Genomic DNA, 24,283 nt, shown 5'->3' on the forward strand with positions numbered 1-24,283 from the left:
AGCATATGAGGAGGAAACCGTAAAAAACAACATTAGAAGAAAAAAGATCTTCGAATATTTCATTCGTCGCATGGCGTTTCTATTTTTGATTGATTTGTTACTGTTGCATTTAAAAACTCTTCGGGATTACAATTTTTCCCATTTTTCCGCATGTTTAGATGAAGATGTGGATTCGGTACATTATATGCATTCCCTGTACGTCCCGTATAACCTATTATATCTCCCTTTCTCACTTTATCTCCAACCACATATTGCTTTCCTGTGCTTGGATTAATGCCAATCGCATTGCCCGCCTGTAAATGCCAATAAGAATGTAACAAGATATCCCCGTCAAGTTCTGATTTAATCGTAATTCTATTCCCAGCATCATCTGTGTCGTTATTTGTGTTGGAAAGGTAAGCGGGGGGTAATTTTTTCTTATTTGGATATTTCCCATCTCTATCAGGTTGAGAACTGACAACCCGAGTTACAATTCCATCCATCCTTTATTCTTAGCAGGGCTGTAGCCTTGCACAGCAAATTCCCACTTCGGAGATAGACCTTCAAAGTACAAAGTCGTATCGACATCCGAGAGAGAGCGTACTTTTGTTTCGTGATAGTCACGCTCGAAAGACTTCTGCCAAAGCGGAAGAAAAGGGTTTTGTACCTAACATTGGCTCCTCAACTGATTGAGGATCATTTTTTACGCAACTGATACTAATTAGTACAGTTGCGAGAAAGACCGACAAAGCCCAGCGGGCTTTGAATCTAACTTTTCTCATAAGTTTTAGTTTGTTTTTAATTTGTAAAATTACCTTATCGGCGACAAAGGTATCTTTTTTCGGAAAACAGCAGTCAAAAGTATTACTCTGATTTCCTTGGTGCACACTCTACCTATTCCGAGATCAAGCAGAATTGTGTGGATAGATTTTTGCCTCTGCGTATCTGTTCGCAAGCGAGAAAACAATCGATTTGACTCTTCTTATGCGATCGAAGAGCTGAAAAATGCTGATGGAGCATTTCGATCTGGGGCGAAGAGCGGAAAAAAACTTTTGGAGTGCATCGTCAGCCTGCGAGCGGGGGAAAAATGGTAATCAGAGAGGCTGTGCATGTACGATGACTGGAAGAATGGTTGTTTGGACAATATTGTGGGCTTGATGCTTTGAAAAAACGTTGAGGCCCGATTCTTTGTCGCAGGATGATCAGAAAAACGTAAGTTTGAGCGATACTCAGGAAAATATAGCTCTACAAAGGATAATTTGCCTGTTTGCATCAGTAGGATGCTTATAATTACCTTGTTTTCAGCCTATTATAGCCTGTAAGAAGTATTAAAGCAACGTACTTAAAGGTGATTTCATGGTATAATGCCTACAAAAGCAGATGATATACTATCCATTACAGGCTGTAATTGCATCAAAAACAAATGCTTTTGACCTCATTACAGCCTATAACGCCATCAAAAGCAAGTGATATAGTAGCCATTACAGCATGTAATGCAGTCAAAAGCAAGTGATATAGTAGCCGTTACAACCTGTAATGCAGTCAAAAGCAAGTGATATAGTAGGCGTTACAGCATATCATGACCTCAAAAGCAGAGTGATTAGAATCTTTGTTCGCGAATGATCCCTTAGAAAACTGTTTTTGAGGCTATTATGACCTTGATGATGATCGAAAAAACAGAAATTCTACCGAAGTGTATGGCGATACACGCTTGGTTTGCAGCTTTTCTGACAAATGTTTAGATGCTCTCCCACGGCTTGAGCTTTCGTTGACTAAGGCGATTGAGGCGCATCGTGCCCTGTTGAAGACCTGCCACAACATGCGCCGGACTAATAGTATAAAACGAAGTGAACCCCAAAAGTCGGGCAAAAACTTTTGGGGTTCACTTCATTTGGACACAGCCCACAGGCGGGCTTAGTTCTTTTCTTTCTTGGGAAGAGGACGACCCGATTCGTCGGTCACTTCTATTTCATAACCGATCTTCTCGAGTTTGGTTGCCAACTTCTCAAGAGAGGTTTTCGCGGGATCGAATACGATGAGGATGGTATTCTTCTCCAAATCAAATTGGATATCTTTCATCCCTTTCTCGAATTGGAGGACACGACGGATTTTCTTTTCGCAGGACTCGCAATGCATGCGTGGAGTAGGCGAGATGAAGTGTCGGACTACATCTTTGGCCGACGCGGCTGCCATGCACAGTAGGGAGAGGAGGATGGAGAGGAGATAGGGTCTCATTTTTGATGTGATAAGCATAGGGTTGAATATTTGTTATGAGGTTAGATTAGTCGAATAGGTTGAATCGTATGCCGGCATAGACCATAATGCCGTCGGTGGGGCCCCACACCATGGTGGAGTCGAATGCCTTGCTCCATGGGTCTTGGGCATTGACGATGGGGTTGGGCTGGCGGTAGTTGGTCAGATTCTCTCCACCCACATAGGCTGACCATTGGGGGAAGAAGCGCGTGATCTGTGCGCTGACGAGCGGGTAGGTGCCGTAGCTGCTATCCCAGGAGGAAGCGCCGTTGGTCAGGGTGTAAGGATCGGGCATGCGTCCCGAGCCGTTGAGGGAGAACGTGACATCTCCCTGCCACAGCCTGAGAGGTGTCTTGTAGGAGGCCGTAAGGAGAGCCTTGTATCGTGAGGTTAGCGGTTCGCTTCTGAGTCTGCCCCCGATCGTGTTGCGCACGTCTGAGAGTCTGAAGGCTGCCATCAGATCCAGTCCACGCAGGAGCGTGTAGGAAGCGTCTATCTGAAAGGTGTGGGAATAGGAACTGCCTGCCATGCCATAGAAGTGCAGCTCATGCGGGTGGCTGTCCATGTCGATGACCACGCGCTTGTCGAAGTCCGTATAGTAATACTCGGCGTTTAGCTCCACTTTCTTGCTCCCACCGACGGGGATGTCCAGACCGACGCTGATGCCGTAGTTCCACGACGCTTCCTGTAGCTTGTCTGCTCCCTCATGGATGACGATCTCTCTTCCGGATGCCAAGAGGTGGTTGTTCTCCACCAAAATGCCGTGTGTGCGGTATCCTTTGCCGGCAGAGAGGCGCAGCGAGACAGCTGATGAGGGATTGTAGCGAATGTGGAAACGAGGAGTGACAAAGGTGCCATGCAGATTGCTGTGGTCGGCTCTGATGCCACCCAAGACAGCGAGTTGCGGCACGGGTGTGTAGGTGTACTGGAAGTAGGCTCCCGGGACGGACTCGTTGTAGCGGTTCGTCGTCAGCGGTCCGAGAGCCGTCTGCTCCAGTCGGTGCTGTCCGTCGTAGTGGTCGTACTGCCAGCTCAGCCCCGTAGAGAGTGCGTGCTGTTCGTTGGGCTGGGTTTCGAAGAGTAACGATGTGTAGAGATTGTCCTGTCCCATCTCAAATACTTTGTGTCCGTAGCCGGCATCCAATTGTTGCTTACTACCATCGACGATGAGTGCAATGCTGCTGCCCCGATCGGGATCGAGTATGTGAGCTGCTTTGACGAAGGCTTCTCCGCGGTGTGTCTTGATCCCTATCAGATAGGGCGTGGCGAGAGCTTCCGTATGATGCCCGTACTGTCCGGCGCGTCTGTTCTCATAGAGGTAGAGGAATCCGCTCTGGATGATATTCCGTGCTGAGCGATAGGTCCAGCGGTTCATCACATTGTACTGGCGCATCATGGGCATGTCCACGAATGTGTCGTGATTGGCATCGTGAGCCATGGAACGATCCTCCACATGGGCGAGGAGGGCCGTGCTCCATCGGTCGCCGAACTGATAGTTGCCTGCGAGATTGAGCTCTGCACGCAGTCCCTGATCCAGATAGGCATTGCCCTCGAAGTATCTGTCCACGTTAGGCTTTTTATATTCCACGTTGATCTGTCCTGTCATAGACTCAAAGCCGTTCTTGACCGAGGCAGCCCCTTTGGACACTTGTATGCTCTGGATCCATGCGCCAGGGATGTAGCCTAATGAGTAGGGAGCTGATATGCCACGAAATCCGGGGATGTTTTCAGTCTGCATTTGTACGTACTTGCCGCTGAGACCCAAAAGTTTGATCTGTTTGGTGCCGGTGGCGGCATCGGTGGTGCTGACATCTACGGAAGGATTGGTCGTGAAGCTTTCACCCAGATTGCAGCAAGCAGCACGGATGAGTTCGCCCTCGCTGATCTGCTCCCTGTTCTCGATACTGAGGCGGAGTTTGGAACGTCCTTTGCGGAAGCCGATAACCTCCACATGGTCCATGACGATGGACTGTAGCATGATGCGTCGTTGCTTGGTGTCGTGCGAAATGTCGATGGTGTCAGCGACAAATCCTGCACAGCTGACGACGAGGCGATGATGTGCACCGAGGTGTTCGATGGCAAACTCTCCTTTCTCTCCGGAGGAGGTGTGGATATTGGTACCCAGCCAATAGACATTGGCTGCTACGATGGGTTCGGCAGTGTCATCTACGACCTGTCCGATGAGTTGTCCTCCATCCTGAGCGGCCAATCCGGTGGCGGATAGGAGTAGGAGGCTCAGGAGGAAGGATATTTGGTGTTTCTTTTTCATTATTGTATCCTTATAATAATTGACAGCGGTAGTCTCTGAGGTATCTGTGTGCAGCGTTATTCATTGGCTTTTGCGCACGGGAATACAGCGACTACTGTCGCCCGGAGGACAGGCGACATGGCGTGATCTCACTCTCTGTCTGCAAGAATGCAGCAGGGAGCGAATCAAATAATAAGGATACAGGAGCGTAGCAGCGTGTCGCGTCCTTCCAAAGGAGGCGGTGGCTGTGAATAGGTGCCGACCGAGACGCGCAGTGCCGTCGAAAATAGGCCGATGGGTGATGGAGTGGGAGAGAAAATGGGGCTGGTGCTCTCTAATATCGGAGGAGCCGATAGATGATGGACCGGCGTAAAGTCATCCAAACTACAGTGAATGAGCGTGGGGATGCATCCTTCGTCCTCAGTCTCCGACTCATCAGTCGCAGAACAGCAACCGCCCTCATCGCCGCAACAGTCCGTGGAGGATGTAGTGAGGGGATCGGTCTCGACTACATATGCCTGCATGATAGTATGTGCCGTTGCATTCTGGTAGAATGATCGGCAACAGGCCTTAACCGTTTCAAAGCCTGCCCCGAAGAGGACTATAAGAAGCGACAGGAAGAATGCCGTCATTCTCTTGCCGACTCTTTCTCGCAGTATGTGACTGGTGCGTGATATCATTTCAATAGACAAAGATATGTAAAGAATGGATAATCCGTCTCACTTTACAGGTTACAGAGTACCGGTATACCTACAAATAGGGATTGTTAATTGTCGTGATTCACAATACCTTTGTAAGTAATTTACAAAATTCCAACTATGACATCCCATCCCATACACAACCACTATTCGTCGAATACCAAATTGAGCGACCTGATCTGCGAGAATTACGACTTGCTGCTCGTGATCACGCGCTTCGGTATCTCGCTCGGATTTGGCGACAAGAGCATCCGTGAGGTTTGCGAGGAAAACAACGTCAATACCAATACGCTCATGGCCGTGATCAATACGCTGATCAATCGTCATGAACGCCCCTCCGATGCGCTTTTGGCCACGCTTTCGGCCCCTTCATTGATCAGCTACCTGCGTCAGTCGCACGATTATTTCCTGCAATTCCGACTCCCTGCCCTCAGACAGAAGTTGCTATCGGCCCTTTCGGAATGCCCCAGCGAAGTGGTATTTGTCATCCGACAGTTCTATGACGAGTACGCCGAGGAGGTGCACAAGCATATGAGCTATGAGGAGAAGACGGTCTTCCCTTACGTGGAGCGCTTGTTGGCGGGCAAGCTGGACGGACGCTCGAACTATAGAATAGACATTTTCAGCAAGCGACACGATCAGATAGAAATGAAGATCACCGAGCTGAAAAACCTCCTCATCAAGTACTACCCCGTGCGCAGCGGATACGAACTCAACAGCGTATTGCACGATATATTCTCTGCCGAGGATGATCTCTCGGCGCACAACTTTGTCGAAGACTATCTCTTTGTGCCGCTCATTCGTAGGATAGAAAAGGAAAATGGCTTATGAATATCATCATGCTCAAGGTCGCAATCGTAGAGCCTTTGCCTCTCATCAGAGCCGGTCTGGAGGCTATGCTCAGGAAGATTTCCGGTTATAAAATCCAGTTTTTCGATATTCCTGCCGATAACGACTGGCAGGAAATCGTGTCGCATTATTTGCCTGATATCATTTTTGTCAATCCTCTCCTTGCCGGTCTTGTCCGAGACGACTCCGGCAGGATCGGGGTGCGAGACTACTATTGTGTGGCACTGCTGACCTCTCCGATGGATCATTCGCTCCTGCATGGTTACGACGAACATCTGTCCATCCAGACGTCGATCGACGGACTGCGCAATATGCTCGAACGCCTCTACCAGAAGAAGCAAGAGCCGGAAGAAAACGAAGAGGAACATCAGGCGCTCACCAACCGTGAAAAGGAAATCGTGGTGGGAGTAGTAAAGGGGATGACCAATAAGGAAATCGCGGAGGAGCTATTCCTCTCTACGCACACAGTCATCACGCACAGAAGGAACATCGCCAAGAAGCTACAAATCCACAGCCCCAGCGGGTTGACGATATATGCGATCATGAACAAACTCGTCAATCTCGACGAGATCGCCCACTAAGAAAAACACTGCCGCGCGCTACTTCTCGCTTACCGCAGAGATGAGTATCGGCCAGAGCTTATCGCCCTTTGGTAGTGGTGCCGTTATGTCTATGAGCTGGCCGCTGACAGGATGTGTAAACCGAATCCTGTGAGCCACAAGACTGATCCCGCCATCGGGATTGCTCCTTCCGAAACCATATTTTAGATCACCCTTGATGGGGCAGCCTATCGCTGCGAGCTGACATCTTATTTGGTGATGTCGGCCCGTATGCAACGCTATTTCCAGAAGATGATAGGTGTCGGAGGAGGCTATCAGCCGATAGGACAATGATGCTTTCTTGCTGTTGGGTACTTCGTGCAGGGATGCAAAGCTTTTGTTTAGCTTCTCGTTGCGTCGGATATAATGCACGAGTGTATCCGCCTCTTGGGGCGGTCTTTGTCGGACGATGGCACGGTACACTTTCTGTACTTCCCCGTCCCGAAACATATTGTTGAGGCGGCTCAGCGCCTTACCGGTCTTGGCAAAGACGACCAATCCCGCCACGGGGCGATCCAGACGATGTGTCACTCCGAGGAATACATTCCCGGGCTTGGCATATTTCTCCTTGATCCACTGCTTGACGGTATCGGAAAGAGGGCTGTCGCCGGTCTTGTCGCCTTGGACTATTTCCCCCACAGCCTTATTGACTATGATGAGGTGATTGTCCTCGTAAACGACTTCCATGCGTCAGCCCTCTCTACTTTATTATATAAGTGGGTATGATGCAGATCTGATCTCTACATTACATATTCATACCACCACATACGTGCAGCACCTGTCCCGTCACATAGGAAGAGAGGTCGCTGCCGAGGAATGTAGCCACGTTGGCCACATCTTCGGGCGTACCGCCACGGCGCAGCGGTATCTGAGCCGCCCATTGCTTCTTCACTTCTTCGCTCAGCACGGCAGTCATGTCCGTGATGATGAAGCCCGGTGCAATCGCATTGGCGCGCACACCACGAGAACCCAATTCCTTCGCCACACTCTTGGCGAGACCGATCATACCTGCTTTAGAGGCTGAGTAGTTGGACTGTCCGGCATTGCCTGATACACCTACCACAGAAGCCATGTTGATGATGCTGCCACCGCGTTGCGACATCATGATGGGCGTCAGGGCGTGGATCATATTGAAGGCCGACTTCAGGTTTACGTTGATCACGGCATCCCATTGATCCTCTGTCATACGCATCATGAGGCCGTCGCGTGTGATACCGGCATTGTTTACCAGAATGTCGATGCGACCGAAGTCCGCTTTGATCTTTTCTACTACATCATGTGCCGCTTGGAAGTCGGCAGCGTTGGAGGCATAGGCAGCTGCGCGTACGCCCATCGCCTTGAGTTCTGCTACAAAAGCTTCTACGTTTTCGTCGATTTTCAAGTCTGTGATGGCCACATCGGCACCTTCCGTTGCATACTTATAAGCAATAGCGCGACCGATGCCGCGACCGGCTCCCGTGATGAGAGCTACCTTGTTTTCTAATAGTTTCATACTTGGATGCTAATTTGTCGCCGGACAGCTCTTGCTCTAAGGCTGAGCCAATGTCCTGCGGGTTGAATTATCTATTGGTTTCTTATTGTTCTTTTTGTTCTCCTTTGGCTATGGCTACTGCATCCGCCATGTCCGCACGGCAGATGCCGTGGAAGATGAGGTGCTCCACATTCTCGCTTATCCGCTCGAAGGCTATCGTACCCGCATGACGCAGGTGGCCACTGATGTAAGGCACCTCCAGACCTTTGATGGAGTGGAGGAGTATCTTGGCCGTGATCTGCGCATCGGGCATGGCAAATACATGGGCCTCGATGCCTTCTTCCAATATGTTGCAGATGAGATGTTCTTCTCGGAGGTCGAACTCCTTGCGGGCGTTCTCCACCTTCCAGATGTCGCGGAAGAAATCGGCACGGAGCGTGCCATTGCGGATGACTATCTCCTTGATAGCCTCCAGATGCGTATAGATGAAGTGCATCAGCTTCTTCGTCGGTGTCATCATCACTTGCGAAGCCGCCTCCAGTGAGCTGTGCAATTCGTCCAGTTCTTTGTGTACTACGGCAACGTAGATGTCGTTCTTGCTCTTAAAGTAGGTGTAGAGTGTTCGTCTTCCCTTGTTTGCTGCATCGGCGATGTCGTTCATCGTAGTCTTTTCTACTCCGATTTTAGCAAAGAGCTGACGTGCCACGTCGATCATCAGTTCTCTTGTTTTCGCCACACTCATTTGTTTTCGATTACCAATTATCGTGGTATTCAGTTTGTTATTGAGGCAAATGTAAGGTTTTTAGCGGTGATTTTGCACGTTTATGAGATTGTTGAGCATAAAAATGGTTGGTTCTATGCTCGACAAGGGGCAAAAGTTGTTCAATTGACTCTCCTTTTTACTGCCAAAAACGACGACAGCTGGTGCGATATGAGGGAGAATTGGTGTACCTTTCGGCTCCGTTGGAGTCATCTCTTACTGTGCTCCTCATGTACAACGATCTTAACTATTGCGGCAATGGCTCATTCGCACTTCCTCATCAGTGCTACGTCTTCCGATGGTGGCAAGACAACATTTACACTCGGTTTGCTCCGTCTGCTCAAGCGACGGGGAATGCGTGTCCAACCCTTCAAATGCGGACCTGACTACATCGACCCCAAGTATCATGCCCTGGCGTGTGGCGAAGTGTCGGTCAATCTGGACGGCTATATGATGAGTCCTGAGCATATTCGGGACTTATACGAACGGTATTCGCATGGGGCCGATGTCTCTATTACGGAGGGCGTGATGGGGTTCTTTGACGGGTACGATCGTATGGCAGGCAGTAGTGCCGCCTTGTCCGAACTGATGGGGCTTCCCGTCTTGCTGCTGGTCAATGCCGGCAGTACGGCCTATTCCGTAGCCCCGATACTCTATGGCTTCAAACACTTCCGACCCGCTGTGGCTCCTGTGGGTGTGGTCTTCAATCGTGTGGCCTCTCCCTCCCATTACGAATATCTGCGAGCTGCTGCCGAGGATGCCGGCATCGTAAGTCTGGGCTACCTGCCCAAGATGGAGAACGTATCTGTGCCGTCGCGCCACCTCGGATTATCGACGGAGAACATGGCGCAGTATCGGGAGCTTCCCGACCGTGTGGCCGATGCCATAGAGCAGTACGTGCAGGTCGATAAGCTGTTGGAACTGACCGAGCGCGTGAGCACTCCCCGTTTGAACGTGAAGACCGATGAGCCTTCGTCGTCCTCGACGATAATAGCAGTGGCGGAGGATGAAGCTTTCAACTTCACTTACCGGGAAAATCTGCGTCGCCTCAGCGAATGGGGGCAAATCGTCCGCTACAGCCCCATCCGCGACAAGCATTTGCCCGAGGGGTGCGACTTCTTATACCTGCCGGGGGGGTATCCTGAGTTTTTCTTGCATGAGTTGAGTGCAAACGAAAGTATGCGGCGATCCGTCCGCGATTACATAGAGTCGGGAGGACGCACGCTGGCCGAATGTGGCGGCATGATGTATCTTTGCTCGGAGATAAACGGGATGGACGGCTTGAGCTACCCGATGTGTGGCGTTCTTGAGGAGCGGTGCACGATGGAAGGGATGAGGCTGCATCTGGGCTATCGGCGGCTGCTCTACGGCGGGCGTGAGCTGCGCGGGCATGAGTTCCATTACTCTACGACGGAGGGCACGACGCCTTCAGCAGGAGAGCAATACGACGTTCGTGGCAGGCGGGTGGATACGCCGCTGTACCGTTACAAGAACCTTTTGGCCGGTTATACCCATCTGTATTGGGGTGAAGAAGACCTGAGGAGTTGGTTTGACTAAGGAGAGGAAAAAAGAATCTGCATAAAATGATCTATACAAAGACGGGTGACAAGGGCACTACCGGCATATTCGGAGGCGAACGCGTACCCAAGGACGATATTCGTGTAGAGGCATACGGCACGATGGATGAGCTGAATGCAGCGATAGGAGCCGTCCGCGCTTTCATGTCTGAAGACGATGCTAGACAGCAAGTGCTGCACGAGATACAATATAATATGATGATGGCGATGAGTCTGGTGGCTACACCATCGGGCAAAAGATCGGACAATCCCAATGTGTTTTCTGCAGATGCGTCTGCCAAGTGTGAACATCTCATGGACGAGATCCTGCGTCAGACAGAGGATAACGGTTACTTCATTCTCCCGGGAGGGACTCTCATTTCCTCGCATTTGCAGCTTGCACGTACGGTGGCTCGTCGTGCCGAACGGCGATTGTGGACGCTACACCAAACAGACGAAGTGCCGGCTGAAATACTGCGGTGGATGAATCGGCTGTCCGATCTCTTCTTCGTGATGGCACGCCAAGAGATGCAGATGCAGGGATGGACGGAAGAGAAATGGCAGAAATTTGCCTACAAAAGAAAGCAGAAATGAAGGAACAACGGAGACTCAAGCCCCTCATGCTCGTGGGCACCGGCAGCGATGTGGGGAAGAGTGTGTTGGCTACAGGCCTGTGTCGCGTGCTACTGCAAGACGGATACGCTCCCGCTCCCTTCAAGGCGCAGAACATGGCTCTCAATTCTTATGTGACGCCGGAGGGGCTGGAGATAGGACGGGCACAGGCTACACAGGCCGAAGCGGCAGGCATACCCTGTCACACGGATATGAATCCTGTCCTGCTGAAGCCCAGCTCTGACCACTCTTCTCAGGTCGTGCTCAACGGTCGTGTCATCGGCAACAGAGATGCATACGAATACTTCCGTCGCGAGGGGCGCGAAGAGCTGCGCACCGAGGTGCACAAGGCATTCGACCGTCTCTCGTCCCGCTATCATCCTATCGTTCTGGAAGGGGCGGGGAGCGTGTCGGAGCTGAATCTGAAAGACTCTGACATTGTGAATATGCCCATGGCCATGTATGCCGATGCGCGTGTGATTCTCGTGGGTGATATTGATCGGGGCGGGGTGTTTGCTTCGGTCTATGGCTCAATCATGCTCATGTCCCCCGAAGAAAGAAAGCATGTGTGTGGTATCATTATCAATAAGTTCAGAGGCGATCTGCGACTCTTCGACGAAGGTCGGCGCATACTGGAAGAGCTGTGCAGTGTCCCCGTCCTCGGGGTGGTGCCCTACTATCGGGACATCCATATCGAGGGTGAGGACTCGGTGGCGCTGGCTGCCAAGAATGAGGCTTCGGCCAAGGGGAAGGTAAACGTGGCAGTGGTCATGCTGCGCTATCTCTCCAACTACACGGACTTCGACGTGCTGGAGCGCGATGAGCGCGTGCATCTCTACTATACCAACGACTCAGAGGAATTGCAACATGCCGATATTATCATTGTACCCGGTAGCAAGAGCACGCTTGCGGATCTGCGGGAACTCCGTCGCAATGGGGCTGCACAAGCCATCATTCGGGCACATACGACCGGAACCACAGTATTCGGTATATGCGGTGGCTTCCAGATCATGGGAGGCGAGATCAGTGATCCGCAGCATATCGAGGGTGATATTGAGCGACTGCCTGGATTGGGATTGCTGCCGGTGACAACTGTCTTGACCGAGGCAAAAGTGACGAGGCGTACAGCTTTCTGCTTCCTTGATCGTGAGGAAGAATGCACGGGCTACGAGATTCACATGGGACGAACGCTCCCTGTCGAGGGAGCGGTGGCATCTCCGCTGAACAGACTGACGGACGGGACTACAGATGGTTACTTTGCCGATCGCTCTTGCATGGGCACTTATCTGCATGGCATACTGGATAATGCTACAGTCGTGGATTATCTCTTGGCTCCTTTTGTCGATAAATCGCCCTGTCAAGGCTCTTTCGACTATGCTCGTTACCGCGAAGAACAATACAATAAATTGGCAGATCATCTGCGCAAACACATCGACATAGGACGCATCTACAAACTGATGGAGGATACGGAGGCATGATAAAAGGACACGGCGACGACTTGTATTGTCATGGCAGTATTCGGGCAAACTTCAGTTCTAATGTGTATTCAGCTACTGACCGTGGTGGTTTGTTGGCACATCTGCGCGATGTGCTGGATGGTATCGGCTCGTATCCGGAACCTGAGCCGTACAGTCTGGAGCGGGATTTGTCGCGTTTGTACGGTTTTGATGCGGCATGCGTGAGTGTGACCAATGGTGCCACGGAGGCCATTTATCTGATAGCACAGGCTTTTGCAGGCAGTGCTTCGGCTGTTCTTTGTCCCACTTTCAGCGAGTATGCGGACGCCTGTCATCTGCATGGACATCGTGTTTGCTCCATTATGCAGCCCGAGGATTTGCCTGCCGATGCCCGTATGCTGTGGCTATGCAACCCGAACAATCCCACAGGGCGGGCATGGGATGCAGATATGCTGCACAGGATGATCTGTGAGCATAGGGAGGTTCTCTTCGTCATCGACCAGTCCTATGCTTATTTCTCCACTGCAGAAGTCTTGGACATCGCCTCGATGGTGTCTCAACCGAATGTGATACTCCTGCATTCGCTCACCAAACGATTTGCCATACCCGGCCTGCGTCTGGGATATCTCACGGCTACGCCTTCGCTGGTGTCGAAGTTGCGAGCGCATAGGATGCCTTGGTCGGTGAATGCCCTTGCGATAGCTGCCGGTTCTTATCTGGTGCAGGCCGGTATGCCTGCATCCATTTCGCTCGAAGCATTGCATGCAGAGGCGGAGCGTCTCCGAGTTGCCATTGCCTCGATGGACGAGTACGAAGTGGAACGAACAGATACGCATTTCATGCTGATTCGCTCCCGTAAACGCCGAGCAACGGACCTCAAGCAGATTCTTGCCGAGCAGTACGGCTTACTGATTCGTGACGCTTCCAATTTCGAAGGGCTGGATGCACATTTTTTTCGGATCGCTACGCAGACTCCGCAAGAGAACGATTGGCTCATTGAGGCATTGCGTGAGTTGGCGCACTCTGAACCGACAGCACAAGAATCCCAATCATAAACTTTTTCATACCGATGATCTTAATTGACTTTCTGCTTATTTTTTTCCCTTTCTTCCCTTCTCTCTGTTTATTCTTTGCTTGGCTGCTTGATCGTCGTTGGGGTGATCCCGCAGGATTTCTCCACCCGATAGTCGCTTTCGGTCGGATGATTGCTTTCGGCGAGCGACTCTTGAATAGAGGGAGAGGTCGCTTGCTAAAGGGCGGAATGCTCGCGGTGGGCTATATGGCTATAGTCTTCTTTTCTACAGCCTTGGCCATCTTAAGTTTGCTATTCTTCTTCTACTATCTCTTTGTTGTCGGAGATTTGTTTGGGATTGTGTTTTTTTTCCTGCTTACCATAACTTTATATTCGATTGTTCTCTTCTATTGCTTGGCAGGCACTACGCTTATACGGGAAGTCAAGATGGTCTTCGCAGCGGTGGATCGTTCGCTCGAAGAAGGTCGGCAACAGGTGTCGCGGATAGTCGGTAGAGACACGGCTGCCCTTTCTGCTCAGGAGGTGCGGACAGCCGCTCTCGAAACATTGTCAGAGAACTTGAGCGATGGGGTAGTCGCTCCGATGTTTTGGTTCGGATGGCTTGGCCTGCCCGGTATGATAACCTATAAGATGATCAACACGCTGGACTCCATGATCGGCTACAAAACGGAGCGTTATATCCGATTCGGGCGTGTTGCTGCCAAGATTGATGATGTTGCTAATTTCCTGCCCGCTCGCATTACAGCTCTGATGATGTTGCTCGTCAGTGGCCGACTCGATCTGCTGCCTTTCGTCCTTCGCTATGGCAAAAAGCATACAAGTCCTAACTCCGGCTATCCCGAAGCTGCGCTGGCCGGCATTTTGAATTGTCGCTTCGGTGGCACGCATGATTACTTCGGCGAGGCTATCTCCAAGCCTTACATTGGCGAAACAGACCGCGTGCTTACTTACGAAGATATGCAGCGAGCTATTCGCATCAATCGAAGAGTGGAAGTGCTGATGCTCCTCCTGACGATGCTTTTCCATGCAGTGCTTTTGTCTTTTGTATTGTCGCCATACCTATAATTCCCCGAAGCAGCAAGATGCTGCGACGATATGTCGTTCTGGATAATATCGAGACCGATGCGAATCGTGGAACGTCTGTTCGCATGAAGTGGCCGGATAATTTACCCCCTTTTCCTTAGGACAAAGAAATCAAATGCGCGTGTCGGTTGTCAATACCTTCCTGCACGGCTGTTTTGACCTTTCGTCGCCTGACAATCCTCTTGTAATTCTTGTTTGAGGGAGCAGTGTCACTTGACAATGCTCCCGATAACACAATAACAATCAATCAAATACACGCCAAAAACGATAATGAAAGAGAACAGAGAAATTTTATCTGCGACGCTTCCGAATTTTGGATGTGAGAGTATTCTGTTCTATCGCTCTGTCCGAATCTCCGTTTGCGAATGGGAAAAAAGAAAGACGCAGGCTCCGATCGTGTCGGGAGTCGCTGCGTCTTTGTGTTTCTTTCGGCTCTGTCGAAGAGTGGAGGAGCTTAGTGGCGGAATTTTTTCACCGGATTGTCATTCTTCCTATTCCCTTTCCGAAAGCCTCGCCCCGTGCTGTAGCCGAAGTCTTCTTCCTCGTCCATATCCCATCCGGAGCGCGATTTATTCCCCGTGCGCGACCTACCTGCATCGCGTTGTGGCGCGAGCTCTTTATGCTGCTTGTGGCGCGGGGTGTTTTTTCTCTCGTTCTGCCTGCTCTTGTTGGCCGCATGGACGATCTGCTCGTCGTGATTGCGCAGAGAGATGCCTTCGCGAATCAGGTCTTTGACCGGCAGATCTACGTCATCGAAAAGCACTACGTCCGTTTCGCCGACTGAGTCCGATAGGCGCGCGATGCGTCCGTTGATCTTGATTCTCCCCTCGGTGATGTACTTTTCTGCCTCGCGACGTGAACCCATTCCGGCATCGCTGATCAGCTTGTTAATTCTCAGTTTCATCTGAAATTGAATCGGTAAGTGTGAAAACTATTTTGTCTATTATCGTTTGTGGTTCGATGTTGTGGCAGGCATAGTCCTTGCGGTAGCAGGGCTTCTTGCCGAAGACAGAGCATGGACGACAGTCCAATTCTACTCCCATACAGTCGTCCGGTCGCTGTCCATAGCCGAGAAATCCGGCAGCAGGGTGAGTGGCACACCAGACGGATATGACTCGCGTGCCCACCAACGAAGCAAAGTGCATATTGGCGCTGTCCATCGACACCATGCAGCGCAGCGAGCGGATGAGTGAAAGCTCCTGAGGCAGCGACAGCATCCCCGCCACTGAGACAACGCGTGGCAGTTCTTCGGCCCATTGCTCCAGTATCTTGCGTTCCTTCCCTTTTCCACCGAAAAGAAAAATCTGGATGTCTTCTCTCTCGGAAAGGCCGCGTACCACCTCGCGCATCTTCTCGATGGGATAGGTTTTGGGGGCGTGGCCAGCAAAGGGAGCAATCCCGACGAGATGATGTCCGGAACCGATCTCCACTATCGATAGTTCGGCGTTGGTATTATCGGTGCCGTCGAAAATAATGGGATAGGGCGGACGAATGTCCAGACCCGCCTGAGCAAAAACTTGTGCATAGCGGTCGATGACCGAGGTTAGCGGACGAAGCTGCTTCGGCGGTCGAGCCGTAAGCCGACGAAGTTGTCTGCGCGGCTTTTTCAGATGGAAGCTCTTGACACCGAAGAAGCGGAGATAGGTGCGGATAATGCGGGAGCGAAGGACGTTGTGAAGGTCGATGACGTAGTCGAAACGTTCCTCTTTGAGTCTCCCTATGTAGGTGAGCAGGCCCGGGAGGGACGACTCCTCGTGCTTGATGTCTATCCCCATCCCTTCCAAATTGCTCGGCGGATCGATGAGCAATGAGGTCAGAAAAGGCTGGGTCAGCAGCGTAAAACTATGCTGCGGGTATGCCTTTGCTACGGCATACAATACGGGTATCGTCATGGCTACATCGCCTATCGCCGACAAGCGGACTACCAAGTAATGAGCCATGAGGATATGCTTTTATGAAATGCGGGGAAGCTGTGATGTTCCGGAGGAGCGGGGAAGACTGTGTTATTTCTTCCCCAGCAATATCGGATTGAGGGTGGGGTCATTGTACATTTTCATCTGTTTATAGACTTTCATGTACTTGCGACCGGCAGCGATGTCGTCCACCAGCTGGTCGATAGCCGTGCAGAGATCACCATCCTGTTCGATGAGGATGCGGAGCTTCTCGTTGCAACGGGTACGATGATCTGCGTTCGCATCGGGACGTGTGGCAGCCAGTTGCATATTGTAGATCTTGAGCTTGAGGATGGAGAGGCGGTCGATCGCCCATGCGGGGCTCTCCGTATTGATCGTGGCTTCGGGGAGCGGCTTGACCTCTTTGTAAGTGTCAAGGAAATAACTGTCGATCAGCTCTACCAAGTCAGTTCTGTCTTGATTGGACTTGTCGATGCGGCGTTTGATCACCAAGGCATCAGCGGGAGCAATATTCGGATCCCGGATGATGTCCTCCAGATGCCACTGGGCATTGTCTATCCAGTTCTTCAGGAAGAGGTAGTGCTCAATGGTCTGTAGCGGATAGGGATTGTTGCAGGCTGCGTCCACACTATCCGTAACGTTATAGGCCTTGATAGCCTCATCGAAAATCCGATTGCACAACTTACTTATACTCATAATGATTATTGCCACTAATTATCGTTTGTAATACTATGCAGGCAAAGGTACGAAAAAACCGATTGGAAGACTCAGAAAAAAGTACTCCCAATCGGTTCTTTTTAATCGTTCTAAAAGCGATTTTTATTTAGTTCGCCTTCTTTACATCAGTCTTAGCAGAAGTGGTTTGGCCCTTGGCATCCTTAGACTTGGAGCAGCATCCGTCTTTGCCTTTGTCCTTGCTGTCGCAAGCCTTCTTGCCATCCTTGGTTTGGGTGCACTCACCCTTCTTGGCGTCTTTGCACTCGCCCTTGCCGGCCTTGCTGCATTCGCCCTTTTTGCCGTGTTTGGTCTTGTCAGAACAGCATCCTTTGCCGTCTTTGGTTTTGGCTTCTTTGCCCTTCTCAGAGCAGCATGACTTACTCTTGTCGCATTCTTGCTTCTTGACGGCCTGCTCTGTCTTGGCAGCTTCTACGGTTTTCTTTGCTTGTGCATTGGCAGTCGTTCCTACCAAAAGACCGATACCCATAAGGGCCGAAATTACAATCTTTCTCATTTTGTTTTTGTTTGTTTTTTATTAAATGTTGCCGGCTTTTTCCATCAGACAGCATGCCACAAAAATAGGAAAACTATTTATCTGTCATATTGCTGTTGGGTGGAGTCCCTCGTCTTTGTTGCCAATGCTCGATTGGACTGAGGAGAGGAGATACTCCGTCCGGCCACCGTTCTCTAACTGTTTGATGTACCTTTTTGTTCTCGGTTTAATCCTCGAATCATACAAATTTCACTGACAAGCCTCCAGAATGCGACGAGCCATGGGGCCGTCCACGTCCAGTGCTTCGCCATAGGCTACCCCTCTCTCAACGAATCGACGCTCTACCTCGTCTGTTACATTCGTACCGATGTGCATCTCTTCCAGTCGGGTCTTGAGACCGATCTCGCGGAAGAATTCCTCTGTCCTGCGTATCGCCTCATCAATGCGCTCCTCTTCAGAACCCGCTGTGATGTGCCACACGCGCTCGGCATACTGCAGCATCTTGTCGCGCTTGTGGTCATGTCCCTGCACGCGCAGAGTGCCGGGCAGGATGATGGCCAGCGTGTGGCCGTGCGTGAGACCCGTGAGAGCGGTGATCTCGTGCCCGATCATGTGCGTAGCCCAGTCCTGTGTGACGCCCAAAGCTATGAAGCCGTTGAGCGCCATCGTGGCGGAGAGCATGAAGTCGGCCATGAGGTCGTAGTCGTGAGGCTTCTGACGAATGAGCGGAGCTATCTCGATAATCGTGAGCAGGACGCTCTCTGCCCAACGATCCATCAGTCGGCTTTGGCCCGGAGTGGTCATATACTGCTCCATGACGTGGACGAAGCTGTCCGCCAAACCACACGCAATCTGATACGGAGGCAGGCTGAAAGTGACTTCGGGGTCGAGGACGGAGAAGACGGGGAAGTTGCCGCGGAAGACGAGCTTCTCCTTGGTCTCTTCGCGAGAGATAACGGCACCACTGTTCATTTCCGAGCCGGTAGCAGGGATGGTTAGCACGGTGCCCAGCGGCAGGATGGTGTCGCGACTGTAGCCTTTGAGCACGAGATCCCAGGGATCACCGTCGTAGGGGATGGCTGCGGCGATGAGTTTGCTACCGTCGATGACGGAGCCTCCTCCGACGGCAAGGACGAACTGACAGTTGTGTTCCTTGCCGAGTGCCACTGCACGGCGCAGGGTTTCGATCTTGGGATTAGATTCGATGCCCCAGAATTCTACCATATTGTAGCCGGAGAGAGCCTCCTTAACTGCTTCATACACTCCGTTGTGGCGCACGCTGCCTCCGCCGAAAGTGACTAATACGGGCACTCCTGCGGGTACGCGCTTGGGGAGTTCCTTGATCATCCCCTGTCCGAATATCAGTTCGGTAGGGTTCTTAAACTTGAAGTTGTTCATGTGTGATATGCTTTTTCTATCGATGGTTCGGCATCCCATATCAGGGAGCAGAACAGCTATAAAGATACGAAATTCTCCCGTATTCCACGTACGGCGCTGTCGAAAAATGGGCAAGGGATGAAAAGGGGAGGCGAGGAGAGTTCCGATTTATGCGCCATCTGATGGCTAAATGTGGCACCAAATTCTGTGGAAATACGCGCCAAAATTTTTTCGATTTGGCGCGTAATCTTTTTTGAAATGGTGCCATTTCTCTGAAAATTATGCGCGATGTTTTTAGGTGCGATACGCAGCTTCTTTTTGGTGTGTGATCGTTTTGGAATGAGCGGAAGAGGGGCGAGTGGATCAGAGAGGGAGTCGCTTGCCGAGGCGTTGCTCCACTTGGAGCAGATACCAGCAGAACGAAAGACCGTTGATAGAAGTGGGGTGGAAGCGACCATCCTGTGTCACTTCGCGGAACACCGGTTGCATGATGCGCTCGAAGCCGATGAGGTCGCCTTTCCAGATAGAGTGGCGGGGCAGGAAAGGACGGACGAAGGGCTTGATCAATTGCTTGACCCGATAGGCTGGGGAGGTGATGATGCCGTGGAGATCGAGGTCGTCGGCAAAGGCGATACCGCTCTCGGTATAGAGCTCTCGGCAAACGTCGTCGTATATGCGCTTCCCATAGCGGTATTCGAATGGGAGAGAATAAGCGAAATCCAACAGCTCTTTGTCGAGGAGCATACAGGCCGTGTCGAGGCCGAAGTAACGCCACGACTGTTGGCTGTTGAGCATATACTTGGGAATGTTCTCCCACTGCATATACTGCTCGAAGGTGCGGTAGGCGGATTGGCTACCGACGTAGGTAGTGAAGAGATGTGCTTGCAAGGAGAGTAGTCGCTCCCGTTCTTTGGGGTCGAAGGTTTGATTTTGCTGTTTGTGTCGGTACAGAATGCGAGATAATTGATCGGGTGAGAGGTGCTTGCGGCCGAGCATTCGTGTCATGAGTTGCGATCCTCCGAGGTCGTCACCTTGGTGTCCGGGCAACACTACTGCATCGGAGGGGAAAGCAGTGCTGCCATTGTGTGCTGTGCCGGAGGCCAATTTCTTGGCAGCCTGGAACTCTTGATAGTAATAACAGGACGAGAGGCCGGTCATGTGACGCATATAGGACAAGAACACTTCGTCGTGTGTATAGTCGAGGCAGTCCGCGCTGACACTGTTGATATAGAGGAAAGGGAAACCGAGTCGGGCAGCTATTTGGGCGGCTTTTCGACTGTCGGGATTGTTTTCCTTACCATAAGAGATGCAATAGACGTGTGGGTATTGCAGTCTGTGGAGCGTATAGGCAATCATGCGCGAGTCGTATCCGCCCGAGAGAGGGAGTACGGCAGGGCGGCCGTCGAGGTGTGCGACGAGTCGTTCGCCGGTACGCAGGAGCCGGCGTTTGAGTTCTTCCTTGGCCTCTTGATATGAGAGTTGGTGGCTGTCGAAAGGAGCATAACGAGCAGTGGTGTCGTACACTTCGAGGGTGATGCCGCCTTCGGGACGGAAGCGCAGGGCATGTCCGGCAGGTAGTTTTGAGATGGAACTGATGAGTGTGCGCTCGCCCTGCGTATAGCCCCAGCGCAAAAAGAAAAGAACGGCCTCGTCATCCCAATTGTCTCCTTCGTCCAGTAAGGCGAATCCATTCTCGGCAAAACGGATACCACCCTTGCACGGGCGGTAATAGAGTCGCTGCGAAGAGCGGTGGTCGGTCGCAGCCCATATCTCTCCATCGGAACGACGGAGCACGACTGCCCACTCGCCCGTAATGTTGCGGGCGCGAGAGAGAAAATCATCCCAACCCGATGCTGCTTGAAAAAAGGCCGGCAGCTTATCGGTCGTTAGGTGATCGTTGTGATCGAAAAGGTATCCGGCGGAATAATCTGTGGTAACGTCAATCTCCTTGACGGGGATGGGAGGGACGAAGTCTGAGGCCGTTTTCATAAGTGCGGATGATAGTGAGGAACCATACTAACTGTATCAAGGAATCGAGTGCTCGCTCGCCGAAGTGCAGCCACATATAGTCCTCGAATGCAAGCATACGGGTGCCCACGAGAATAACTACGAGCTGTAAGAGTAGGAGCAGAGCTTGCATCCTCATAAACTTGCGCTGCAGCCCGAAGAGGTCGGGGAGGAAGTTGAAAACGGAGGACAGCATATTGAAGATGAAATACGGCAGCATGGCCATGATAACCAGTGAACAAAGCCTCCATTTCTCACCCAAAACGAAACTCACAATGGGTTCTAATATGAATAAGAGAACGGCTGAACCAACGATCGAGAGCAACAGCCAAATGATGGTGAAGCGTCTGACGGGGCGGTAGAAGGATTGGTCGGCGTTTTTATGCTCGGCGACACGTCTGAACCATACACGGCTGAGGGAGTCGCTGATCAGCTGCATGGGGCGACCTGCGAGCATATAAGCCATTCCATAGAGCCCTACGACTGCATCATGGTACTGGAGTGGGAGGAGTATGGATACCAAACTACCGGAGAGAATATCAATGACTGCTTGCGGGAGCGAGTAGCGGGGGAAATTGGCATAAGTGCCGGCTGCAACGCGCAGACGACGGGGGGTGATGTGACGTTTGTATTGGGCATACAGGGAACGACGATAGGCCAATGGTATGATGCTCATCAGTCCTCCCAGCAGAGCAGAAAGCTGTAGTCCCCAGAATCCCATGCCGAGCAGACCGAATCCGATCCGTAATCCGCTATTGGTCACACCCTGACTGATCTGCGACAGGCTCATCCGTCCGTATTGGTTGTGCGAATTGGCCCAGGAAAACAGGGCAACCATGCCCGCAGCAAAGAAAACAAAGAGGGGGAGTAGGTAGAGATGGTACTGCTGTGCGCTGTATCGCGAGCCTGCCAGTAAAGGATTGATGATGAGGACTGCAGGGACGAGTATGGAGCAGACGATCAGATTGAATCGCAGGGACGAGAATAGCAAGAGGAGTGACCGCTCCTTAGATCGAGCCAATACGGTGGCTTGGTCGTATCGGCCTGTCGCAATGATACTCAATACGCCGACGAGGGAGAGGAAAACGGTAATCTGACCGATCTCGGACTGGCTGTAGATGCGACCGATAACGGGAAGGAGCAGGAAGGACAATCCTTGTACTATCGCGCCGGCAGCAATCAGCTTCATGCTGCTCACGGCCATGGCGTGTCGTCCGCGTTGGGCAGACGGTTGTTCTGCCGTATGGGTCATCGTTGGGCGGGATCGAATGATTTGATTGTATTGATGACTGCATCCGTCAGTGCAACCTCCATCTCAGGATAGATGGGGAGGGATAAGACAGTGCGAGAAAGGCTGTCGGACTTCGCCAATGTCCCCACGGGGTGGGCAATGCGTTCGAATGCCGGTTGCCGATGAAGCGGGATGGGGTAGTAGATCATGGAAGCGATACCATGATGTGACAGGTGACGGCTGAGAGCGTCACGCATCCCCTCTTCGGTTACTCGGATCGTGTATTGGTGATAAACATGGGTTGAAGCCTCGATATGGGTCGGAGTTTTGAGCCATGCCACATCGGCCAGATATTTCGTGTAGTGGCCGGCAACTTCGCGACGGAGGGCATTGAACCTGTCCAAATGCTGTAGCTTCACACGCAAGACGGCAGCTTGGATAGAGTCGAGTCGGGAGTTACAACCGATGATTTCGTGTTTGTACTTAATGCGCTGTCCGTGGTTCGCGATCATACGTGCCCGTTCGGCTAAGGCATCATTGTTAGTCGTGATGGCACCACCGTCTCCGTAGCAACCTAAATTCTTGGACGGGAAGAACGAGGTGCAACCCAGATGCCCCATTGTGCCGGTCTTGTGCGTGCTGCCATCTGTAAAGGTGTATTCGCATCCGATAGCTTGCGCATTGTCTTCGATCATGTAGAGTCCGTTGTCTTGGGCAAACCTCCGCAGAGGCTCCATATCACAGGACTGACCAAAAAGATGTACGGGGATGATGGCTTTTGTCTTGTCCGAAAGTGCTTTCTCGCATTCGATAAGGGAAATGTTGAAAGTAGCGGGATCTACATCAACAGGAACGGGCGTTAGACCCAACAGGCCGATGGCTTCGGCACTTGCTGCATAGGTGAAGTCGGGAACAATAATCTCATCACTTTCTGACAACCCTAAAGCCATCAGACTGATCTGGAGTGCGTCTGTTCCGTTTGCGCAGGGTATTACGTGCTTGACCTTGAGATAATCTGCCAATTCCTCAGCGAAGGAGCGAACCTCGTCTCCATTGATAAAAGCCGTGCTGTCTATGACCCTTTGGATAGCCGCATCAATCTCTTCCTTCATCTGTAGGTATTGCTTCTTGAGATCGACCATCTCGATCGAAAGAGATTGGTGGGTGGACATGATTTTATCGGATTGTGAGAGTGTGCGGAGAGGATACGTTATAAGCAAAAAAGCTGCGTCGAGGTTCGATACCTTGACACAGCCTTTTGTAAGGAGTTGCTACGTCTTACGATGTTTCTTCCGAGGGCATGAGTGGAATGTGTGGAATATGAGTTTCATATCCAGCCAAAAACTTCGATTTTCCACATAATGCGTGTTCAATCTGATCTTCTCCGGCATCAGCACTTCTGCGAAGTATTTTTCCGGATCATCGGCCTTGGCGAGTAGTTCATCCTCGTCGGAATAGATGATGGATGCTTCACAGGTGATGCCGGGACGAACCGTCAATAGCTTGGCATATAGTTCGGGATATAGCTCCACTTGCTGCCGTACCAATGGCCTCGGCCCGACAATACTCATATCTCCTTTGAGGACATTGAAGAGTTGAGGGAGTTCGTCGATTTTATATTTGCGGATGAAGTAACCGACCTTAGTGACACGGGGATCGTGATTACCAATCGTTATCAATTGCTCACCGCCCCAATTTTGATTGGTCATTGAGCGGAACTTGTAGAGCAGAAAGTCTTGATTGTATCGTCCGACACGCTTTTGCTTGAAAATGACCGGGCCTTTGGAATCGATCTTGACCCACAAGGCTACAATCAATAGCAATGGGGATACAATGATCAAGCCTAAAGCACTTGCTATAATATCGAATAGCCTTTTCATCAATCAGTGTCAGTTTTCTTTCCTCAGATTAAGAATCGCGGCGACAAAGGTAATTATTCTTTGTTGC

Annotated in this window: 23 protein-coding genes; 7 read left to right on the forward strand and 16 right to left on the reverse strand. The window is 51.3% G+C overall.

Annotation, left to right across the window (positions count from 1 at the left end; translation table 11 throughout):
• Window positions 1–59: 59 nt before the first annotated feature.
• The 4 genes from C7382_RS02995 to C7382_RS03010 all read right to left on the reverse strand — a co-directional run bounded on the left by C7382_RS02995 (window position 60) and on the right by C7382_RS03010 (window position 5,112).
• Entirely contained in the window at window positions 60–482 is a 423-nt protein-coding gene (locus C7382_RS02995; RefSeq protein ID WP_116678836.1) for a M23 family metallopeptidase, read from the reverse strand.
• 1,411 nt (window positions 483–1,893) lie between these two features.
• A complete protein-coding gene (locus C7382_RS03000) occupies window positions 1,894–2,214 on the reverse strand; it encodes a heavy-metal-associated domain-containing protein (protein WP_165815114.1) in 321 nt (106 codons plus the stop codon).
• 46 nt (window positions 2,215–2,260) lie between these two features.
• Window positions 2,261–4,501 carry a TonB-dependent receptor gene (locus C7382_RS03005; protein WP_116678838.1) on the reverse strand — a complete coding sequence of 747 codons (2,241 nt, stop codon included), beginning with the start codon at window positions 4,499–4,501 and terminating at the stop codon, window positions 2,261–2,263.
• Window positions 4,502–4,665: 164 nt separating this feature from the next.
• Complete coding sequence (locus tag C7382_RS03010; protein ID WP_116678839.1) at window positions 4,666–5,112, reverse strand: hypothetical protein; 447 nt, start codon at window positions 5,110–5,112, stop codon at window positions 4,666–4,668.
• A gap of 186 nt (window positions 5,113–5,298) precedes the next feature.
• On the opposite strand from C7382_RS03010, the gene C7382_RS03015 reads away from it, so the two are divergent.
• Window positions 5,299–6,009, forward strand: a complete 711-nt coding sequence (locus tag C7382_RS03015; RefSeq protein ID WP_116678840.1) for a hemerythrin domain-containing protein — start codon at window positions 5,299–5,301, stop codon at window positions 6,007–6,009.
• Window positions 6,006–6,608: a response regulator transcription factor gene (locus C7382_RS03020; RefSeq protein ID WP_116678841.1), complete on the forward strand. Its 603-nt coding sequence runs from the start codon at window positions 6,006–6,008 to the stop codon at window positions 6,606–6,608. Before C7382_RS03015 ends, C7382_RS03020 begins: the two co-directional genes overlap by 4 nt.
• Before the next feature lie 18 nt (window positions 6,609–6,626).
• Here the strand turns inward: C7382_RS03020 and C7382_RS03025 are convergent, their stop codons facing one another.
• The 3 genes from C7382_RS03025 to C7382_RS03035 all read right to left on the reverse strand — a co-directional run bounded on the left by C7382_RS03025 (window position 6,627) and on the right by C7382_RS03035 (window position 8,839).
• Complete coding sequence (locus C7382_RS03025; RefSeq protein ID WP_116678842.1) at window positions 6,627–7,313, reverse strand: RluA family pseudouridine synthase; 687 nt, start codon at window positions 7,311–7,313, stop codon at window positions 6,627–6,629.
• 58 nt (window positions 7,314–7,371) lie between these two features.
• On the reverse strand, window positions 7,372–8,118 hold the full coding sequence (gene fabG / locus C7382_RS03030; protein WP_116678843.1) for a 3-oxoacyl-[acyl-carrier-protein] reductase: 747 nt from the start codon (window positions 8,116–8,118) through the stop codon (window positions 7,372–7,374).
• An 82-nt stretch (window positions 8,119–8,200) separates the two neighbouring features.
• A complete protein-coding gene (locus C7382_RS03035) occupies window positions 8,201–8,839 on the reverse strand; it encodes a TetR/AcrR family transcriptional regulator (protein WP_116678844.1) in 639 nt (212 codons plus the stop codon).
• Between the two features lie 276 nt (window positions 8,840–9,115).
• On the opposite strand from C7382_RS03035, the gene C7382_RS03040 reads away from it, so the two are divergent.
• From C7382_RS03040 to cbiB, 5 genes are read left to right on the forward strand one after another with little or no spacing between them, the layout of a single operon-like run.
• A complete protein-coding gene (locus C7382_RS03040; RefSeq protein WP_116678845.1) occupies window positions 9,116–10,414 on the forward strand; it encodes a cobyrinate a,c-diamide synthase in 1,299 nt (432 codons plus the stop codon).
• A 26-nt stretch (window positions 10,415–10,440) separates the two neighbouring features.
• A complete protein-coding gene (locus C7382_RS03045; protein WP_116678846.1) occupies window positions 10,441–11,007 on the forward strand; it encodes a cob(I)yrinic acid a,c-diamide adenosyltransferase in 567 nt (188 codons plus the stop codon).
• Window positions 10,971–12,503 carry a cobyric acid synthase gene (locus C7382_RS03050; RefSeq protein ID WP_394342041.1) on the forward strand — a complete coding sequence of 511 codons (1,533 nt, stop codon included), beginning with the start codon at window positions 10,971–10,973 and terminating at the stop codon, window positions 12,501–12,503. Before C7382_RS03045 ends, C7382_RS03050 begins: the two co-directional genes overlap by 37 nt.
• Window positions 12,500–13,537, forward strand: a complete 1,038-nt coding sequence (locus C7382_RS03055; protein WP_116678848.1) for a threonine-phosphate decarboxylase — start codon at window positions 12,500–12,502, stop codon at window positions 13,535–13,537. Before C7382_RS03050 ends, C7382_RS03055 begins: the two co-directional genes overlap by 4 nt.
• A gap of 14 nt (window positions 13,538–13,551) precedes the next feature.
• Window positions 13,552–14,580 carry an adenosylcobinamide-phosphate synthase CbiB gene (gene cbiB / locus C7382_RS03060; RefSeq protein ID WP_116678849.1) on the forward strand — a complete coding sequence of 343 codons (1,029 nt, stop codon included), beginning with the start codon at window positions 13,552–13,554 and terminating at the stop codon, window positions 14,578–14,580.
• 472 nt (window positions 14,581–15,052) lie between these two features.
• Here cbiB and C7382_RS03065 read toward each other — a convergent pair whose 3' ends face one another.
• The 9 genes from C7382_RS03065 to C7382_RS03105 form a co-directional block, all read right to left on the reverse strand.
• Window positions 15,053–15,502, reverse strand: coding sequence for a S4 domain-containing protein (locus C7382_RS03065; RefSeq protein WP_116678850.1), 450 nt, complete (start codon window positions 15,500–15,502; stop codon window positions 15,053–15,055).
• Complete coding sequence (locus C7382_RS03070) at window positions 15,486–16,538, reverse strand: glycosyltransferase family 9 protein (protein WP_116678851.1); 1,053 nt, start codon at window positions 16,536–16,538, stop codon at window positions 15,486–15,488. The genes C7382_RS03065 and C7382_RS03070 overlap by 17 nt, the downstream gene beginning before the upstream one ends.
• 63 nt (window positions 16,539–16,601) lie before the next feature.
• The gene (locus tag C7382_RS03075; protein ID WP_116678852.1) at window positions 16,602–17,207 is read right to left on the reverse strand and encodes a DUF4254 domain-containing protein; all 606 of its coding nucleotides are present in this window, start codon (window positions 17,205–17,207) and stop codon (window positions 16,602–16,604) included.
• A gap of 127 nt (window positions 17,208–17,334) precedes the next feature.
• Complete coding sequence (locus C7382_RS03080) at window positions 17,335–17,742, reverse strand: hypothetical protein (RefSeq protein WP_116678853.1); 408 nt, start codon at window positions 17,740–17,742, stop codon at window positions 17,335–17,337.
• Between the two features lie 228 nt (window positions 17,743–17,970).
• Window positions 17,971–19,119 (reverse strand): iron-containing alcohol dehydrogenase, encoded by a 1,149-nt coding sequence (locus C7382_RS03085; protein ID WP_116678854.1) that lies wholly within the window; start codon window positions 19,117–19,119, stop codon window positions 17,971–17,973.
• Between the two features lie 342 nt (window positions 19,120–19,461).
• Window positions 19,462–21,087: an asparagine synthase-related protein gene (locus C7382_RS03090; RefSeq protein WP_116678855.1), complete on the reverse strand. Its 1,626-nt coding sequence runs from the start codon at window positions 21,085–21,087 to the stop codon at window positions 19,462–19,464.
• Entirely contained in the window at window positions 21,038–22,357 is a 1,320-nt protein-coding gene (locus tag C7382_RS03095; protein ID WP_243405642.1) for a lipopolysaccharide biosynthesis protein, read from the reverse strand. The genes C7382_RS03090 and C7382_RS03095 overlap by 50 nt, the downstream gene beginning before the upstream one ends.
• Window positions 22,354–23,508 (reverse strand): DegT/DnrJ/EryC1/StrS family aminotransferase, encoded by a 1,155-nt coding sequence (locus C7382_RS03100; RefSeq protein ID WP_373763540.1) that lies wholly within the window; start codon window positions 23,506–23,508, stop codon window positions 22,354–22,356. Before C7382_RS03100 ends, C7382_RS03095 begins: the two co-directional genes overlap by 4 nt.
• 99 nt (window positions 23,509–23,607) lie before the next feature.
• Window positions 23,608–24,216 carry a sugar transferase gene (locus tag C7382_RS03105; protein ID WP_116678856.1) on the reverse strand — a complete coding sequence of 203 codons (609 nt, stop codon included), beginning with the start codon at window positions 24,214–24,216 and terminating at the stop codon, window positions 23,608–23,610.
• Window positions 24,217–24,283 lie beyond the last annotated feature (67 nt).

The sequence above is a fragment of the Porphyromonas loveana genome, from assembly GCF_003096695.1.
Classification (GTDB): domain Bacteria; phylum Bacteroidota; class Bacteroidia; order Bacteroidales; family Porphyromonadaceae; genus Porphyromonas; species Porphyromonas loveana.

Bases quoted from the DNA above. Each gene is read 5' to 3' on its own strand.
- C7382_RS03090 (WP_116678855.1), bottom strand. From the start codon at position 21,087: ATGAAAACGGCCTCAGACTTCGTCCCTCCCATCCCCGTCAAGGAGATT.
- C7382_RS03085 (WP_116678854.1), bottom strand. From the start codon at position 19,119: ATGAACAACTTCAAGTTTAAGAACCCTACCGAACTGATATTCGGACAG.
- cbiB (WP_116678849.1), top strand. From the start codon at position 13,552: ATGATCTTAATTGACTTTCTGCTTATTTTTTTCCCTTTCTTCCCTTCT.
- fabG (WP_116678843.1), bottom strand. From the start codon at position 8,118: ATGAAACTATTAGAAAACAAGGTAGCTCTCATCACGGGAGCCGGTCGC.
- C7382_RS03005 (WP_116678838.1), bottom strand. From the start codon at position 4,501: ATGAAAAAGAAACACCAAATATCCTTCCTCCTGAGCCTCCTACTCCTA.
- C7382_RS02995 (WP_116678836.1), bottom strand. From the start codon at position 482: ATGGATGGAATTGTAACTCGGGTTGTCAGTTCTCAACCTGATAGAGAT.
- C7382_RS03015 (WP_116678840.1), top strand. From the start codon at position 5,299: ATGACATCCCATCCCATACACAACCACTATTCGTCGAATACCAAATTG.
- C7382_RS03010 (WP_116678839.1), bottom strand. From the start codon at position 5,112: ATGACGGCATTCTTCCTGTCGCTTCTTATAGTCCTCTTCGGGGCAGGC.
- C7382_RS03035 (WP_116678844.1), bottom strand. From the start codon at position 8,839: ATGAGTGTGGCGAAAACAAGAGAACTGATGATCGACGTGGCACGTCAG.
- C7382_RS03050 (WP_394342041.1), top strand. From the start codon at position 10,971: ATGGCAGAAATTTGCCTACAAAAGAAAGCAGAAATGAAGGAACAACGG.
- C7382_RS03020 (WP_116678841.1), top strand. From the start codon at position 6,006: ATGAATATCATCATGCTCAAGGTCGCAATCGTAGAGCCTTTGCCTCTC.
- C7382_RS03095 (WP_243405642.1), bottom strand. From the start codon at position 22,357: ATGACCCATACGGCAGAACAACCGTCTGCCCAACGCGGACGACACGCC.
- C7382_RS03070 (WP_116678851.1), bottom strand. From the start codon at position 16,538: ATGGCTCATTACTTGGTAGTCCGCTTGTCGGCGATAGGCGATGTAGCC.
- C7382_RS03000 (WP_165815114.1), bottom strand. From the start codon at position 2,214: ATGAGACCCTATCTCCTCTCCATCCTCCTCTCCCTACTGTGCATGGCA.
- C7382_RS03040 (WP_116678845.1), top strand. From the start codon at position 9,116: ATGGCTCATTCGCACTTCCTCATCAGTGCTACGTCTTCCGATGGTGGC.
- C7382_RS03025 (WP_116678842.1), bottom strand. From the start codon at position 7,313: ATGGAAGTCGTTTACGAGGACAATCACCTCATCATAGTCAATAAGGCT.
- C7382_RS03075 (WP_116678852.1), bottom strand. From the start codon at position 17,207: ATGAGTATAAGTAAGTTGTGCAATCGGATTTTCGATGAGGCTATCAAG.
- C7382_RS03055 (WP_116678848.1), top strand. From the start codon at position 12,500: ATGATAAAAGGACACGGCGACGACTTGTATTGTCATGGCAGTATTCGG.
- C7382_RS03065 (WP_116678850.1), bottom strand. From the start codon at position 15,502: ATGAAACTGAGAATTAACAAGCTGATCAGCGATGCCGGAATGGGTTCA.
- C7382_RS03045 (WP_116678846.1), top strand. From the start codon at position 10,441: ATGATCTATACAAAGACGGGTGACAAGGGCACTACCGGCATATTCGGA.
- C7382_RS03080 (WP_116678853.1), bottom strand. From the start codon at position 17,742: ATGAGAAAGATTGTAATTTCGGCCCTTATGGGTATCGGTCTTTTGGTA.
- C7382_RS03100 (WP_373763540.1), bottom strand. From the start codon at position 23,508: ATGTCCACCCACCAATCTCTTTCGATCGAGATGGTCGATCTCAAGAAG.
- C7382_RS03105 (WP_116678856.1), bottom strand. From the start codon at position 24,216: ATGAAAAGGCTATTCGATATTATAGCAAGTGCTTTAGGCTTGATCATT.